Source organism: Caballeronia arationis, assembly GCF_001544975.2.
In the GTDB taxonomy this organism is placed as follows: domain Bacteria; phylum Pseudomonadota; class Gammaproteobacteria; order Burkholderiales; family Burkholderiaceae; genus Caballeronia; species Caballeronia arationis.
On sequence record NZ_FCOG02000072.1, the window covers coordinates 1 to 15,198 of the forward strand.

Annotated in this window: 13 protein-coding genes; 12 read left to right on the forward strand and 1 reads right to left on the reverse strand. The window is 66.5% G+C overall.

The window, feature by feature from the left end; genetic code table 11:
- Positions 1–310: 310 nt before the first annotated feature.
- Complete coding sequence (locus tag AWB81_RS28815) at positions 311–850, forward strand: DUF1003 domain-containing protein (protein ID WP_327372640.1); 540 nt, start codon at positions 311–313, stop codon at positions 848–850.
- Between the two features lie 138 nt (positions 851–988).
- Here the strand turns inward: AWB81_RS28815 and AWB81_RS28820 are convergent, their stop codons facing one another.
- Positions 989–1,414, reverse strand: a complete 426-nt coding sequence (locus AWB81_RS28820) for a DUF3830 family protein (protein ID WP_062639982.1) — start codon at positions 1,412–1,414, stop codon at positions 989–991.
- A gap of 676 nt (positions 1,415–2,090) precedes the next feature.
- Here AWB81_RS28820 and AWB81_RS28825 point away from each other — a divergent pair.
- The 11 genes from AWB81_RS28825 (at position 2,091) to AWB81_RS28875 (ending at position 15,174) form a co-directional block, all read left to right on the forward strand.
- On the forward strand, positions 2,091–3,509 hold the full coding sequence (locus AWB81_RS28825) for a sigma-54 interaction domain-containing protein (protein WP_062639984.1): 1,419 nt from the start codon (positions 2,091–2,093) through the stop codon (positions 3,507–3,509).
- Between the two features lie 470 nt (positions 3,510–3,979).
- Positions 3,980–4,621, forward strand: a complete 642-nt coding sequence (locus AWB81_RS28830; protein WP_062639985.1) for a Pvc16 family protein — start codon at positions 3,980–3,982, stop codon at positions 4,619–4,621.
- Positions 4,621–5,787, forward strand: coding sequence for a hypothetical protein (locus AWB81_RS28835; protein WP_062639987.1), 1,167 nt, complete (start codon positions 4,621–4,623; stop codon positions 5,785–5,787). Before AWB81_RS28830 ends, AWB81_RS28835 begins: the two co-directional genes overlap by 1 nt.
- A gap of 27 nt (positions 5,788–5,814) precedes the next feature.
- On the forward strand, positions 5,815–9,273 hold the full coding sequence (locus AWB81_RS28840; protein ID WP_062639989.1) for a phage tail sheath family protein: 3,459 nt from the start codon (positions 5,815–5,817) through the stop codon (positions 9,271–9,273).
- 37 nt (positions 9,274–9,310) lie between these two features.
- Positions 9,311–9,769, forward strand: a complete 459-nt coding sequence (locus tag AWB81_RS28845) for a phage tail protein (RefSeq protein ID WP_062639991.1) — start codon at positions 9,311–9,313, stop codon at positions 9,767–9,769.
- Positions 9,770–9,782: 13 nt separating this feature from the next.
- Positions 9,783–11,888, forward strand: a complete 2,106-nt coding sequence (locus AWB81_RS28850) for a phage tail sheath family protein (protein WP_087135252.1) — start codon at positions 9,783–9,785, stop codon at positions 11,886–11,888.
- Positions 11,885–12,439, forward strand: a complete 555-nt coding sequence (locus tag AWB81_RS28855) for a phage tail protein (protein ID WP_062639995.1) — start codon at positions 11,885–11,887, stop codon at positions 12,437–12,439. The genes AWB81_RS28850 and AWB81_RS28855 overlap by 4 nt, the downstream gene beginning before the upstream one ends.
- A 37-nt stretch (positions 12,440–12,476) precedes the next feature.
- The gene (locus tag AWB81_RS28860) at positions 12,477–12,683 is read left to right on the forward strand and encodes a hypothetical protein (protein WP_062639997.1); all 207 of its coding nucleotides are present in this window, start codon (positions 12,477–12,479) and stop codon (positions 12,681–12,683) included.
- Positions 12,680–13,375 carry a CIS tube protein gene (locus AWB81_RS28865; protein ID WP_062639999.1) on the forward strand — a complete coding sequence of 232 codons (696 nt, stop codon included), beginning with the start codon at positions 12,680–12,682 and terminating at the stop codon, positions 13,373–13,375. Before AWB81_RS28860 ends, AWB81_RS28865 begins: the two co-directional genes overlap by 4 nt.
- A gap of 24 nt (positions 13,376–13,399) precedes the next feature.
- Positions 13,400–14,671 carry a phage late control D family protein gene (locus tag AWB81_RS28870; RefSeq protein WP_062640001.1) on the forward strand — a complete coding sequence of 424 codons (1,272 nt, stop codon included), beginning with the start codon at positions 13,400–13,402 and terminating at the stop codon, positions 14,669–14,671.
- Positions 14,668–15,174: a phage baseplate assembly protein V gene (locus tag AWB81_RS28875; protein WP_062640003.1), complete on the forward strand. Its 507-nt coding sequence runs from the start codon at positions 14,668–14,670 to the stop codon at positions 15,172–15,174. The genes AWB81_RS28870 and AWB81_RS28875 overlap by 4 nt, the downstream gene beginning before the upstream one ends.
- Positions 15,175–15,198 lie beyond the last annotated feature (24 nt).

A 15,198-nucleotide genomic window follows, 5' to 3' on the forward strand; every position in this document is an offset into this window, starting at 1 on the left:
CTTTGCAGCGCAGCTTCCGCACCGCTGAGAAGGCCGTTAACACCTGGTGCGATCAGGTCAAAATCGCCGCGTAGAAACTTGACTCGACTGCTACAAGATCAATTCAGTCAAGGAATCTAGCTGGACGCGTCCGTCTCCGCCGCAGAGTTGCGCAGCGCGATCCGGCACCGCTGGCAGCAGCGCGACGATCGCTACTCCGATCTGCGCGAAGACAAGCACGCAGCCGCCACCGGCAAATCCTGTCCCACGGTCCGCATGTCGTTGGTGGGCAGTTGAGCGCCGTCGATCGCGGTATCCCACTGTAGTTCGCTTGGAGAGACGAATATGGCTAACGGAATCGAATATCATCGAGCCGACGCGGGGCCGCCGGCACACCATCACCTGTCTGCATCTGTCGCGGGTGTTCGGCAACGACTGGTTCGCGCTGAAAGCCGAGTCCTTTGCCCGCTTCTTCGGCACGCCTGCTTTTCTCGTCGTGCAGACCGTAATTGTCAGCGGCTGGATCGCGGTCAACCTGCTTGGCCTTACCCGGTTCGATCCGTATCCGTTCATTCTGCTGAATCTCGCATTCAGCCTTCAGGCCGCCTACGCCGCGCCACTTATCCTGCTTGCGCAAACCCGGCAGGCCGATCGCGACAAGGCGCTTGCGGAAGCCGACGCCCATCACCGGGAAGACATCGCACTCGCCTGCCAGACACGCGAAACCGAACTCGCGCGTCAAACCCTGCAAATGGCCGAGTTGCTCAAGCAGAACACCGCACTCACTGAGCTCACGCGCCAGCTTGCCGAACGTATCGAGACGCTGACGCGCGACCTCCACGAAAATCTGACTCCCTCGAAGCCATCCTAGGCGGGCAACGTCGTCAGCACGCTCGCACGCCGGGCATTTCGCAGTTGCCGCAGGACTTCACGCGCGCTGCATGACTAGTGTTCATCCAGCGGCCTGATTGCCTGCGCGTGAAATGGCTACGCGGGCCGATGAAGAGAGTCAGATCAACTCGAACAACACATCCTGTGCACCTTCCCACAGGACCTTGACGCCGAGCGGGCGAAGCTGTTCGTTGCCTTTGACGATCGTGAGAAAGTGATTGCCCGCGAGTTGCCCCATCTTGCTAGAGAAGGAGCACGAGCCATACGCCATGATGATTTCCGTCTCGCTATAGCCGCCCGGATAGAACAACACGTCGCCAACGGACGGATGACTCGTATGGTTTTCGAATCCGACGGGCTTGCCATCGTTTTCGAGCCGAAATTCACCGAGCGGGACCCAGCATCCTTCGCCGCTCCATCGGACGTGAATCAGCTTTTGTTTATACGGCAGCATTGACAAAAACGCCTTGACGGTTTCCGGCGCATCCGGATGCGTCTCGGCTTCGAACACCTGACCTGCTGCAGTAATGCGTAGTCGCGCCATTTCGATTTCTCCTGTCGTAGTTGAGCGCGGAACTGATCTCTGACTGACAGGATGACATCTGACGCGACAAAGCGCCACCAATCTCATCCCGGGGATACCAGTTGACCAGAAAGCCAGCTTCGCAACCTAAGGCGAAGGGATTCCGAACGGCTCGGTCCGAGCTTGATCCGCCGCTTGACCGACCGGGATGGCGCTGGCGGAGGCCTCGTCGTGGCCGAACGCGGACGTTTGTCATTGGCCGAACGGCACTTTGCGTGTCACTGTTCCCCGCATCCCGGAGGCCAGTGCTAGCTCCTTGCCAGGGCGGTATTCGTCAACTATAAATGGACAGCGCTGTTTCAATACTTTCCGTTGCATTTACTTTGGAAAGGACATAGGTTAAGACGCACGTATCTTTGGGATCGCGGGCCTTAGAACCACGAAAACGTAGACGCTTCGTGGGTTCTTTGGCCAATCTTCAGAAACTACGTGAAGATGAAGGGAATGCGTCTGGCAAGGCATCCGGCGTCAGCGCTCCTGCACTGACGCTTCCCAAAGGCGGTGGTGCCCTCCGTGGCATCGGTGAGAAGGCTTGTGACGCCGCACCGTTTTGCCGGCGCTGCACACGCGGGGCATTGCCCGCCGCTTCGCCGGCCTGCGCAACGCGCCGCGCCGCCAGTGACCGGGAGACCGATCCATGCGCTCTTCCCTAGCCGTCGCGGACAAGTATTTCGACGCGCGGGCTCTGAAGCCTCATGTCGCGTTGGTGACGGAGTCCGCGAGCGAACACGCTTGCGCAGGCATGATCGCCGCGCTGGAAGCCGCGTTCGCGTGCTCGGTGCATCGCGCGAGCACGCCGTGGTCCGCCGGATCGCTCGGCGACGCGCAACTCGCGATCTGGAACGCCGCACCCGCGCACGATTTCGAGCAACGAACCATTGCGGCCCTCGCAGACGCGCCGCTTGCATGCCCACTCATCATGATCGCGGATGCGTCCGATGGCGCGGCGCTGGAACGCATGATCGAAGCCGATGCGGCTGACTTCGTGTTCCGCCCGTTCGGCGTCGACGAGCTGGTGTTCCGCGCTCGCCGGCTGCTGATGCGCTCGCATCTGACTTCGTGCCGGCGGCTCGGCACGCCGGACGTCGCGCTTGATGACATCATCACCGGAAGCAGTCCCGCGCTCGCGAAGGAGATCGCGAAGGTCAGGCGCTACGCCGCCTGCGACGCCAGCGTGCTCATTCTCGGCGAAACCGGCACGGGCAAGGAGGTGTTCGCCCAGGCAATCCACCACGCGTCGAAACGGGCGGGACATCCGCTCGTCGCGCTCAACTGCGGTGCAGTACCGACCGAGTTGATGGAAGCCGAGCTGTTCGGCCATGTAAAGGGCGCGTACACCGGCGCGCACATCTCGCGCACGGGGCTCGTCAGCGAAGCGGAAGGTGGCACGCTTTTTCTCGACGACGTCGATTGCGTGTCGTTGTCGGCGCAAGCCAAGCTGCTGCGGTTTCTCCAAGAGCGCGAGTACCGCGTCCTCGGATCGAATACGGTCCGGCATGCGGACGTTCGCGTCGTCGCGGCGTCGAACCGCGACCTCGCGGAACTCACCAAGCGCAGTTCGTTCCGGCAGGACCTGTTCTATCGCCTCAACGTCCTGCCCATCGATCTTCCTCCGCTGCGCGAACGCAAAGAGGACATCGGCGCCCTGGCGCGGCACTTCCTCAGCCAGTTCTCGCTGCGCGACCAACGTCCCGAGTGCCGCCTCTGCGCTGCGGCGCTGAACAAGCTGCTGCGCCATGACTGGCCGGGCAACGTCCGCGAACTCGGGCACGTGCTGGAGCGCGCGGTGCTGCTCGCGCCCAGGCAGATTCTCACGGAATCGGACATCGACCTGCCTGATCCAATGCAGGACGCCATCGAGCGTGAATCCTTCCAGAGCATGAAGGCGCGCGTGGTGGAGAGCTTTGAGCGCGGCTACCTCGAAAACGTGCTGCGCAGCACGAACGGCAACATCGCCAATGCGGCTCGCGCGGCAGGCAAGAACCGGCGCGCGCTCTTCGAGCTGATCCGCAAGCACAACATCGCTCCCGAGTCGTTCAGGGAAGCAATCCGTTAAGGCGCGCCCGCGGCGCGTTTTCTCCCCCCTTCGTTCAATCGACCAGGCATCGGCCAGCACGGCGAAAGCGCGCGGCTATGCGTCATGCGTCGCGTGGACAAGTTCGCGCATGCCGGCGGACAAATTTGTCCTCCCTCGTTCCTTGCCGACCATTCACACGACGAGACAGCGGCTGCGCCGTTTCGCGACCGCACACGGTCAAAAATGTCCACGCCACCAGGTGCCCCCGCGCGCAATCGACTGCGCCGCGCGGCCTTCCGATTGGCCCGGCACTTGCAATTGCTTGCCGGCATGACGGGGAGGCGTCGAATCGAATCGAATCGGCCGACCGTACATCACTGTACCCATGCGATGACACAAACGACTCATGACCGGGCGACGCCCGAGCGGCAAAAGGGGCAAGCCTCTCATGCACCGACGCCATCGGCGGCCTGCGGTGATAACGCACGTCAAGTGCAGGCGGGACGGCGATGAAAACCGCTATCCGTGACTGCAGCGGCAGCCTGCGCGCGCTGATCGAACGCGAGTTGCAGGATGATGTCGATCTCTCGCCCTATTTCGATCCCTTCGATCCTTCGCCCGACGCGATCGGAACGATGATCGTCACGCTCAACAATCCGGAAGAACTGGCGGAGACGGACCATGAAGGCGTGTCGCTCTGGCTGTATCTGGTGGAGCGCGACGCGGAGACGCTGAACCAGCCGCCGCGCCGCATCGCGCGCGACCGGCTGTTGCGGCGCCCGCTGCCGCTGCGCCTGCACTATCTCGTCACGCCGCAGGTGAATCACAAGACCCGCGAGCAGGCCGGTGAACTTGAGCAGTTGATCCTCGGCAAAGTCCTGCAACTGTTCCACGACGAAGCGAGCCTGTCAGGTGCGCGCCTCGTCAATACGCTTAGCGGCCAGCCGCTCGAATTCTTCGTGCGGCTCGAGCCGTTGTCACTCGAACAGATCACGCGGGTCTGGGAAGCACTCGACCGTCCTTATCAGTTGTGCGTGTCGTACGAGGTCAGCGTGGTGCCGATCGATTCCGCAGCCGAAGCCGCGATGATCGTGCCCGTCGATGTCTCGATGCCGGAAACCGGCGTAGCGCGCGCGCTGGAGGATGCGTGATGGCAGAGCGTATCGAAACCGCGGCCGGTCTTGCCTGGCGCTATTTCCCCGATCCCGCCCCCGCGCCGGCCGATCGCGTGCGTGCGGTGCTGCGCGCTCGCGTCGTCGACGAAATCACGCTCGAGCCAGTCCGCCAGGATCTTCACGTCACCAGCGGCCGCGACGACCTCTTTCCGCGTGTTTCGCGCGATGGCATCGCGGGACTCGTCGGCCAGCCGGCGCGCTCGCTGCCAGCGCTCGGCAGCACCGCCGCGACGCTGGACATGCGCATCTCGAGCCAGGGCTATCTGCCCTTGCGGCTGACGGACAAGCTCGGGCCGATCCTGAATTTTCCGCAAGCGTTCGCGCCGCTGGATTTCGGCGACGTGCTGATGCATCGCATCGGCGTCGCGCTTGAAGGGCGCGTGATCCGGCGCGTGCCGGTGTCGCCGCCGCCGCTTGCTGGCGCCGCCGTGCGTATCGACGCGCTGTGGTCGGTGCTCCCGCCCGCGAACTGGACACCGCCGGCCCTGGCAGAAGCACCGCGCATCGTCGCGCTCACGCCGGGCCTGTACGCCGCGCGTGCGACCACGACGGCCATGCGCGAGCGTGCGCTCACGCCCAACGCCGCGACGCAGACGCTGCTCAATACCGCCGATCCTGGCGCACAAAAGCTGCGTCTCAGTAATCGCCAGGCCCTTGCCGCCGGCGCCGACCTGCTGATCGACCGCGACGACGCTGCACGCACCGAGGTCGTGAAGATCGCGGCCGTCGAGGCCACGCCCGCGCCTGACCTGCCCACCTGGATCACGCTGGAATATCCGTGCGCCTCGCTGCATCGGGACGGCGCGGTATGCGCAGCCGTGACACCGCAGGCCGCGAGCAATTCGACGACGCTCGCTCGCGCGGCGATCGCGGGCGACCGGGTTGGCGTCACCGCGGCACTGCCGGCCTTCACGGATGGCGCCTTTCTCGAACTCGACGACGGAACGGGGCCGCACGAATGGCAGCGCGTGTCCCCGTATGAAACGACGACGGACGCGAACGGCTACTTTCGGCTGCCGGCGATCGCGCGCGTTGCGCTCGTACGGCTTCGTGTGCAGTCGGCCGGCCTGACCGATGCGCAGCCCATCGTCACGCTGGATTACCGCAACGCCATCCAGGAACTGACTGTTTCGCTGGAATGACTCGATCGAACCGAGAGGAGAGACCCCATGCCCGAATACCTGTCACCCGGCGTCTACGTCGAGGAAACGCCCTCGGGGAACAAGCCCATTGAGGGCGTGAGCACGAGCACCGCGGGGCTCGTCGGCGTGACCGAGCGCGGCCCGGTCGACGTGCCGCAACTCGTGACGAGCTTCGGCGAATACACGCGGACCTTCGGCGGCGCACTGCCCATCGACGAATTCACCGACGGCGGCCGCGCGCACTGCTATCTGCCCCATGCCGTCGAAGGCTTCTTTGTCAACGGCGGCAAACGCGCCTACATCACGCGCGTGCTGCCGGACGAAGCGACGCCCGCGACGCGCGACATGTTCTTCAACGATCCCGGCGTGGCTTCGCCCGGCGACACCGTGCTGCTGCGCCCGGCGCAACAGGGCAGCGGCACCACGGCCGCGCCGCCGTTGCTCTACGCGCTCGACCCCGCCAATCTCGCACTCGGCGACTGGGTGAGGATCGGCGACGGCGGCCGCGCGGAATACCGACGGCTGATCGCGAATCCGGGTGCGCAGGCACGCCACGTCGGCTTCGACGTTCCGCTGGGCGCGGGCCATCCCGCCGGTACGACGATCCGCGCGCTCGCCGTCGCGGCGTCGACCGATCCGTCGCTCGCGCCGCCCCAGTTCAAGCTGGCCGAAGCGGTGGCGGCCGGCGCCACCGAGCTGCTGCTCGATACCGGCAATGTGGCGGGCCTCGCGGCCGCACTTCCACCAGGCACTGCATCCGCCGGCTGGCGCCTGCTCGAACTCGGCGCGACGGCGGTTGCCGAATACGTCTTCGCGACGCGCGCCGAGGCGGTCGGCACCACGCAGGTGCGGGTATTCCTCTCGCGTGCGGTCACCTTCGACTACGCGGCGGCCGCGCCCGCCACCGTGATCGAGACCACGGGCGGCACCGACGACACGCTCGCCTTGCCGGCGAACGCTGGCGACACGCTCGCCTTCCTGCAGACGTCTCCGCCGCCCGCGGATTTCACGAACAACGCGCATGTCGCGATCGTCGCCCCCGGCACCGATGCGCAGGAAGCAATCTCGATCGGCGCGCTCGGCAGCCTGCCTCTCACCATGCCAGGCCCGCTCGCGATTCCGGCGGGCAGTCTCGGCCATCATGTGAGCGTCGCCGACGACGATCGCAACGTGGTCGCGGAAATCACCGCGCATCGCGTGATCCAGCTCGACGACGTCGGTCACCTCGCCGCCGGCATGACGCTCACGTTCACCAACGGCGCGGCGACTCAGGACGACCTCATCGATGCTGTGGACCCGACCGCCGCAACCGTCACGTTGCGCAACGACCTGCCGTGGACGCCGGCTGGCGCCGTCAAACTGACGCCGAAACATCTCACCGGCCCCGCCAACGCCGGCAGCGTATCGATCGCGCTCGACGACCGGCTCGGCCTCGCCGCATCCGACGTGATTCGCATCGGCCCGGACGAGCTCGCGACCATCCGCAGCGTGCCCGGCGCGGGCGGCCCGGCTCCTGATCCCGGCGTCGTGCTCCTCACGCAACCGCTCACCGCTTCGCACGCGGGCGGCCTCGCGGGCGAACCCGTGCGCCGGCAGGTCACGACCGTCGACACGGCGCGCCAGGCCGTCTTCACCGCGCTCGCGAGCGCGCCCGGCAGCCCTGGCCTGCTCGTCTCCGACATCACGGGGTTTGCCAGCGGCGAGGTGCTGCAACTGGACCTGCCGGACGGCACGCGGATTCTGCAACGTCTGGGCGGCGCGCCGGTGCCTGCCGCGCCGCGCGAAATCGAAATCGACACGCCGCTCGCGTTCAGCCACCCGGCAGGCGTGCCTCTCGTCGAACGCGAGGTTCTGTTCGAAGTGCGCGCCATCGATGCCGGCAGCTGGGGCAATCGGCTCCAGATCGCCGCGCGCGACGAACCGGCCGGACTCGTCGGCAATACGGCGGTGCTCAACGCGAATCCGCCGCCCGGGCCGGGCATGTTCTCGTCACTGCAAGTCGCGTCCAGCACGGGCGCCGAGCCCGGCAGCGTGCTCGCAATGAGCAACCCCGACGGCAGTCTCGTGCCCGGCCTGCTCAAGGTCCGCGCGGTCGACCGCACCAGCCGCCTCGTCCTGCTCGACGCGCCGGGCCTCACGGCGACTCACATGGCGGCGGTCGCCAATGCCGCGCTGCTCGGCCAGTTCGTACGGGTCCGCTCACGGGAATTCAGCTTGATGGTGCTGCTGCGCCGGCGCCCGGACCCGACGACGCCGTCGCGCGACGACAATCTGCTCGATCAGGAAATCTTCCGCAATCTGTCGATGGACCCGCGCCACAGCCGTTACGTCGAGCGCATGGTCGGCGTGACCTATACGCCCGGCAGCGACACCGACGACCGGGACGAGGCCGTGCGGCGCTCGGACCGTCGCTCGGAAGGCGCCTCGGTCTACGTGCGCGTACGCGATCCGCGCAGCGACACGGGCAGCGCGCTCGACCCGTTCGCGATCCGGCTCGGGCCGGAAACACTCGTCGATGTGCTGCCTTCGGGTCTTACGCGTCCCGCCCGCCTGCCGCTGTCGGGCGGCGACGACAATGTCGCCGGAATGGACGACGCCATGTATCGCGGGGCCGACAGCAACGAACCCGCGCATCGCACCGGCCTCTTCTCCCTGAAGAACCTGCTCAACGTGTCGCTGGTATCGATTCCCGGGCAGACCGCGCCGCTTCTTCAGCAATCAGTGATCGACCATTGCGAGGAACTGCGTTATCGCTTCGCCGTGCTCGACGGCCCGCCGCCGCCCGACGACACGCTCGCCGATGTTCAGGACCTGCGCCAGCAGTTCGACTCCCACTACGCCGCGCTCTATCACCCGTGGCTGACCATCGCCGATCCGTTCCCCACCAGCCCGGCGCTCGTGCGGCAGTTCCCGGTGCCGCCGGCCGGACATGTGCTCGGCATCATGGCGCGTGTGGACAACGAGCGCGGCGTGCACAAGGCGCCGGCGAACGAAGTGGTGCGCGGCATCGCGGGCCTCACGCGCTACTTCACGAAGGGCGAGCAGGACATCGTCAATCCGTACCCGGTCAACATCAATCTGATTCGCGACTTCAGGCCGAACAATCGCGCCCTGCGCGTCTGGGGCGCGCGCTGCATCACGAGCGACAACGAGTACAAGTACGTCAACGTCCGGCGGGTCCTGATCTTTCTCGAAGACTCGATCGATCGCGGGCTGCAATGGGTCGTCTTCGAGCCGAACGCGGAGCCGCTTTGGGCAAGCGTGCGGCGCAGCGCGACCCAGTTCCTCACGACGGTCTGGCGCAATGGCGCGCTCGAAGGCACGACGCCCGATCAGGGTTTCTTCGTCAAGTGCGACCGCACCACCATGACCCGCGACGACATCGACAATGGCCGCCTCGTTTGCGTGATCGGCGTGGCGCCCGTGAAGCCAGCCGAATTCGTGATCATCCGCATCGGCCTGTGGACGGCCGACGCCGACCAGTGATGCGCCCCGGCACCCCTTACCCGTCAGCGAGGACGACATGCCAATCGACAAGCGTATAGATCCGTTTCGCGCCTTCAACTTCCGGGTCGAATTCATCGGGCTGGCCGTGGCGTCGTTCAGCGAGGTCAGCGGCCTGAACGGCGACGGCGACATGGCCGACTACCGCGAAGGGACTGATCCGGTGAACAGCGTGCGCAAGCTCCACGGCCTGCGCAAGTATCCGAACCTGGTTTTCAAGCGTGGCTATACCCCGGACGACACGCTGTGGAAGTGGTACGCGCGCATCGCGGGCGGGGCCGACGAGCGCTATGACGGCAGCGTCGTGCTGATGAACGAAGCCCACAAGGACGTGATGCGCTGGAACTTCGAGAACGCCTGGATCAACAAGATCGAAGGGCCGAGCCTCAAGGCCGCGGGCAACGAACTGGCGATCGAGGGCATGGAGATCGTGCACGAGGGCATCATGATCGAACTCGAACCGGCGCCGGCCGCCTGAAGCGGGCGCGTGCATGCCAGCCATGAAGCCCGGTGTCTACATCGAACACGCGGATGCGGCGCGCGTACCGCCCGTCGTGCTGCGCACCGACGTGGCGGCGTTCGTCGGCATCGCGCAACGCGGTCCGCTCGACACGCCGGTGCCGGTCGAATCGATGCGCCAGTTCAGCGCGCAGTTCGGCGACTTCATCGGCGGCGGTTATCTGGCTTATGCGGTGCGCGGCTTTTTCGACAACGGCGGCCTGCGCTGCTGGGTCGTGCGGGTGGCCACGCGCGACTTCTCGGCCGCACCCGGCGAGACGCCGCGCTCAGGTGCGCTCGCGGCCGGCGTCGTGCTCGCCGAGATCTCGGGCCAACCGGTGCTGCGTATCGAGGCCAGTTCACCGGGCAACTGGGGCAATGCGCTCGACCTCGCCTGGGCCGTGTCGGGCCAGGTCGTCACCGACAGCCTGCCTGCGGCGAGCACGCCGCAGGCTAGCCGCGTCAGCTCGACCGCGGGTTTCGCGCAGGATGAACTCGTACGCATCGAACAAGGCAGCACGGTGGCTTACCGGGTCATCGCCGACATCGATGCGGTACTCGGCCTCCTCTACTGGCAGCATCCCGACCCGCAGATGCAGCGCGCGACAGACCGCGCGCTCGGCGGCTTCGATGTCACGCAGCCGCTGCGCATCGTGCGCATTGCGTATGCGCTGATCGTCCGCGAGCGCGGCAGCGTCGTCGCGTCGTATCGCGATCTGCATCTCGTGCCCGCGCACCCGCGCTACCTCGGCTTCATGCTGAAACCGACCGCTTACTGGAGCGCCGCGCTCGGCCAGAGCGCGCTCGACCCGGGCGGCGCGGCTGCGTCCGCAAGCGGCGCCGCGCGCGACGACGCGGCGGCCCGCGCCTTGCCGCGCGCGCCCCAGCCGATCATCGGCGTGCCCGCGTTCGGCGCCGGCGCGACCGCCGGGACCATTCCGCTGCCGCTCGACGTGCGCTTCGACGCGACCCAGCCGCTCGCCGGCGGCGCCGACGGCCTGAGCGGCCTCACGCCCGACGAGTTCATCGGCGAGCCGTGGGATGCCCACGACGACGACTTCACGCGCGCCCGCAAATCGCGCGGCCTGCAGGCCCTGGCGCTCATCGACGAGATCGCCCTCGTCGCGCTGCCCGATGTGCTGATCCAGCCGCAGCAGCCGCCCGAAACGCGGCCTCGCGCGGTTCCGCCGCGCAATCCGTGCCTCGACTGCCCGCCGCCGCCCGCGCCGTTGCGCCGCGCCGCTCCCGTCGTGGCAGGCGAGTTGCCGCCGCTCTTCACGCATGCGCAGATCGCGCGTGTCCAGGCCGCGCTCATCGACGCGTGCGACGCGGCCGGCGACCGCTTCGCGCTGCTCGGGCTGCCGTTCGACATCGCCACGGCAATGGAACGCGCGCGCGAGGACGCACTCGCGTGGCGCGACCAGTTCGACGCACGCTGCGCCGCGCTCGCCGCGCCCTGGCTGCGGGTCGACGATCCGGTCTACGGTGGCGACGCCACGCGCCTGATTCCCGCGTGCGGCCACGTGCTGGGCGCCATCGCGCGCACCGACCTGAAGTCGGGCGTGCAGCAGGCGCCCGGCAACGTCACGCTCAACGGAGTGATCGGCACCGAACGCACGATCGACGACGCGCTGCATGCCCAGTGGAACGATGCCGGCATCGACGTGCTGCGCGCGGACTTCGGCCGCGATCCGCTCTTCGGCGGCGCGCGCACGCTCGCACGCGACGCGCAATGGCGTTACATCAACATCGTGCGGCTCATGCTCACGATCAAGAAAGCCGCCGACCTCGCATTGCGCTGGGTCGTATTTGAGCCCAACGACGAAGCACTGCGCGCCACCGTGCGCTCGACCCTGCTCGCGATCCTGCGACTCTTTCATGCGCGCGGGGCGTTCGCGGGCGAAACCGAAGCGAGCTCTTTCTTCGTGCGCTGCGACGACGTGCTGAACCCGCCCGCCGCACGCGATGCGGGCGAACTCGTGGCGCTCGTCGGCTTCGCGCCCGCGACGCCGGCCGAGTTCATCGTGCTGCGCATCGGCCGCCGGTTCGACACGCCCGCGGTCGCCCTGTTCGACGCGGTACTGGAGGGACGATCATGAGCCTCGACACACGCCGCGATCCGGTGCTCGGCTACAACTTCCAGATTGCGCTGACCGATTCGGCGGCGGGCACCGGCAAGCTCGTCACGTCGATCGCGCTCGCGCCGCTGATCGCCAATCCGCTCGCGGGTTTCAGCGAGTGTTCGGGACTCGAACTGACGCTCGAAACCGAAGATTTCAACGAAGGCGGCAACAACGGCACGGTGCTCAAGTTCCCGAAGCGCATGAAATACGGGGAAATCACGCTGCGCAAGGGCCTCACCCGGCGCACCGATCTCTTCGACTGGTGCTACGGCTTCTCGCAAGGCATCGCCCAGCGCAAGGACGGCGTGATCACGCTGCAGGACGCCTCGCACAAACCGTACATGGCGTGGGGCTTCCGGCGCGGCCTGCCGACCAAGTACAGCGGCCCGAGCCTCAACGCGCAGCAATCGGCGGTCGCGATCGAGAGCATCACGATCGTGCACGAAGGGCTCTTTCAACTGGCCGGCGCATCGGGGCTCGCGGCGGCCGTCGGCGCGGCTGCTTCCGCGATCGGGAGTCTCTTCTGATGTACGCGCTCGCCGACCCCTTCACCGGAGCACCGCGATGAACACGCAAGTGCTGATCAGCCAGGTCGTCAATCGCGTGCGCGCGGTCGACGGCAACGCGGCAATCGCGCCCGAGACCGTACGCGCGCTCGCCGAAGTCATCCTGCCGCTCGTGCGCGACATGTTCGATCACGACGAGCGCGTGCGCAACGAAGGCTCGCTGCGCAACGGTTATGTCGATCGCATCGAACGGGGGTCGCTATGACGATTCCGGTCAAGGGAAGCATGCTCGTGCAGGTGGCGCCGAACGCCTACGAGGACTATGAGATCCAGTACAACCCGACCGAGCTGACCTTCGACAAGGGCGCGCAGTTCGCGGAAATCGGCATTCCCGGACTCGACGCGCCGATCCAGCAATTCGTGCGCGGCGGCGCCGAGAAGCTGACGCTCGAACTGTTCTGCGACACGACCGACCAGGGCACCGGCATCAACGCCACCTCGGTCACGCGCGAAACCGACAAGTTCTACCAGCTCGTGAAGGTGGTCCCGGCGCTGCACGCGCCGCCCGTTGTCACGTTCTACTGGCATCACGAGTTTTCGGGCAACCGCGTCCACGAGGACTGGGGCAACAATCGCCGCAACAGCTTCACCGGCGTGGCGGAAAGCGTGCGCCAGCGCTTCACGATGTTCAGCCCCGAAGGCGTTCCGCTGCGCGCGACCGTCACGCTCACCCTGCGCGAATGGCGCCCGCTCGAAGAGCAGTTGTTCGAGCTGAAGCTCGAGTCGCCGGATCGCACACATTGGCATCAGCTGGGCAGCGGTGAAACGCTGAGCGCGCTTGCGGCGCGCTACTACGAGCGGCCCGGCGACTGGCGCGCGATCGCCGGGAGCAACGGCATCGAAGATCCGCGCCGGCTCGCGCCCGGCAGCACGCTGACCATTCCGTCCCTGCACTGACTTGCCGAGCAAAGGGCCCGCACCATGAGCACGACCGAATACCAGACCTTGCGCCAGGAATCCATGCAGCGCGGCGCGCAATTCTGGACTCCGCGCTTCGAACTGGACATCGACGGGGTAAGCCTGCGCAATCGGGTGGTGCGCGACATTCTCGAAGTGACGTATCACGACAAGCTCGAGGAAATCGACAGCTTCGAGATCGTCGTGTCGAACTGGGACGCCGAGCGCCGCCGCTTCCGGTACATGGGCTCGGAGAACGCGCAAAGTCGAGCCGACGCGGCGTTGCACGAACTCGAAACCCTCTTCGAACCGTGCAACAAGATCGTCACGCTCAAGCTCGGCTACCTCGACGAGTTGCAGACCATGCTGTCCGGCAATTTCACGACGATGGAGCCGAACTTCACGTCGAACGGCCCGCATACGCTCACGGTGCGCGGCCTCAACCGCCTGCACCGCATGCGGCGCGCGAAGTACGACGGGCAATGGCCGAACAGCAAGGCCAATCGCGAGTTCACGGACAGCGAGATCGCGAAGAGCTTCGACGGGATCGTCGATCCGAAATGGAAAGGCAACGGCAACGACGCGCGGCGCATTCCGATGCCCGTCGTGACCGACCCGAACGCAGTAAAAAACGAGCCGCGCCTCGCCTACGTCGCGCAAAAGAACGAATACGACATCGACTTCCTCTGGCGCCGCGCGCGGTTGCGCGGCTACGTCGTCGAGGTCAAGCCGCCCGATCCGCGGCATCCGAAGGAATACCTGTATTTCGGACCGTCCACGACCGGGGCCATCGCGCCCTATCGCCTGAGCTGGGGCGCAGGCCTCATGGATCTCAAGCCGACGCTGACCACCGCGAACCAGGTGAAGAAGGTGACCGTGCACGGCTGGGACCGCACAAAGCAAAAGCCGATCGTCGAAAGCGCGGACTGGAGCGATCCCAAGCTCAAGCGCCTGAACCCGGAACTGCGCGAGATAGTCGAGCGTTGCGATCCGCGCGAGGAGCGCGTGATCACGCGGCCCGTCTTCACGCGCGACGAAGCGCGCAAGGCGGCGCGCGACATTCTGCTTGGGCACGCGCAGGAACTCGTCACCGTGAAGGGATCGGTGGTCGGCCTGCCGCGCCTGCGGGCCGGGTCGCGCGTGCTGATCGACGGCATCGGCAGCCGGCTGAGCGGCGAGTACTTCGTCACGGAAACCACGCATACGCTCGGCGGCAGCGGCTACATCACGCGTTTCACCGCGCGGCGCGAGGACCCCGACACCGGCGCATCGCTCCCAGGGGGAGGAACACCATGAGCTCCGAACGTGTAGGCGGCATCGTGATCGGCAAGGTCACGGGCGTGAAGGACAAGGAACAGCTCGGTCGCATCGAGGTGACGTACCCGTGGCTCAACGGCCCGGTGCAGCGCATGGTGCCGGTGGCCGCGCCGATGGCGGGCGGCGACGCGGGTGTGTTCTTCATGCCCAATATCGACGACGAAGTGATGCTCGCCTTCGACCAGGGCATGTTCGATCACCCCTACGTGATCGGATTCCTGTGGAACGCCCGGCAAAAGCCGCCGTCGCCGGACGAGCGCCAGCGCATGATCCGCTCGAAGAACGGCCACACGGTACGTTTCGTCGATTCTACGCCGAACGCCGGCAACAAGGGCGCGCTGATCATCGAGGACGCACATGGCAACACGATCGTCATGACCAACTCGCACACCACGATCACGGCGCGCGGCGCGCTCGTGCTCGACGGCGCGAGCGTGGTGATCAGCGGTCGCGTGGTCCGCAAGGTCGGACCGCCGATCTGAGCGCCCGGCAATCGACCGACCCGA

What these genes read in the sequence shown, in the direction of transcription:
- AWB81_RS28820 (WP_062639982.1), bottom strand. Translation starts at nt 1,414, where the DNA reads ATGGCGCGACTACGCATTACTGCAGCAGGTCAGGTGTTCGAAGCCGAG.
- AWB81_RS28825 (WP_062639984.1), top strand. Translation starts at nt 2,091, where the DNA reads ATGCGCTCTTCCCTAGCCGTCGCGGACAAGTATTTCGACGCGCGGGCT.
- AWB81_RS28830 (WP_062639985.1), top strand. Translation starts at nt 3,980, where the DNA reads ATGAAAACCGCTATCCGTGACTGCAGCGGCAGCCTGCGCGCGCTGATC.
- AWB81_RS28835 (WP_062639987.1), top strand. Translation starts at nt 4,621, where the DNA reads ATGGCAGAGCGTATCGAAACCGCGGCCGGTCTTGCCTGGCGCTATTTC.
- AWB81_RS28840 (WP_062639989.1), top strand. Translation starts at nt 5,815, where the DNA reads ATGCCCGAATACCTGTCACCCGGCGTCTACGTCGAGGAAACGCCCTCG.
- AWB81_RS28845 (WP_062639991.1), top strand. Translation starts at nt 9,311, where the DNA reads ATGCCAATCGACAAGCGTATAGATCCGTTTCGCGCCTTCAACTTCCGG.
- AWB81_RS28850 (WP_087135252.1), top strand. Translation starts at nt 9,783, where the DNA reads ATGCCAGCCATGAAGCCCGGTGTCTACATCGAACACGCGGATGCGGCG.
- AWB81_RS28855 (WP_062639995.1), top strand. Translation starts at nt 11,885, where the DNA reads ATGAGCCTCGACACACGCCGCGATCCGGTGCTCGGCTACAACTTCCAG.
- AWB81_RS28860 (WP_062639997.1), top strand. Translation starts at nt 12,477, where the DNA reads ATGAACACGCAAGTGCTGATCAGCCAGGTCGTCAATCGCGTGCGCGCG.
- AWB81_RS28865 (WP_062639999.1), top strand. Translation starts at nt 12,680, where the DNA reads ATGACGATTCCGGTCAAGGGAAGCATGCTCGTGCAGGTGGCGCCGAAC.
- AWB81_RS28870 (WP_062640001.1), top strand. Translation starts at nt 13,400, where the DNA reads ATGAGCACGACCGAATACCAGACCTTGCGCCAGGAATCCATGCAGCGC.
- AWB81_RS28875 (WP_062640003.1), top strand. Translation starts at nt 14,668, where the DNA reads ATGAGCTCCGAACGTGTAGGCGGCATCGTGATCGGCAAGGTCACGGGC.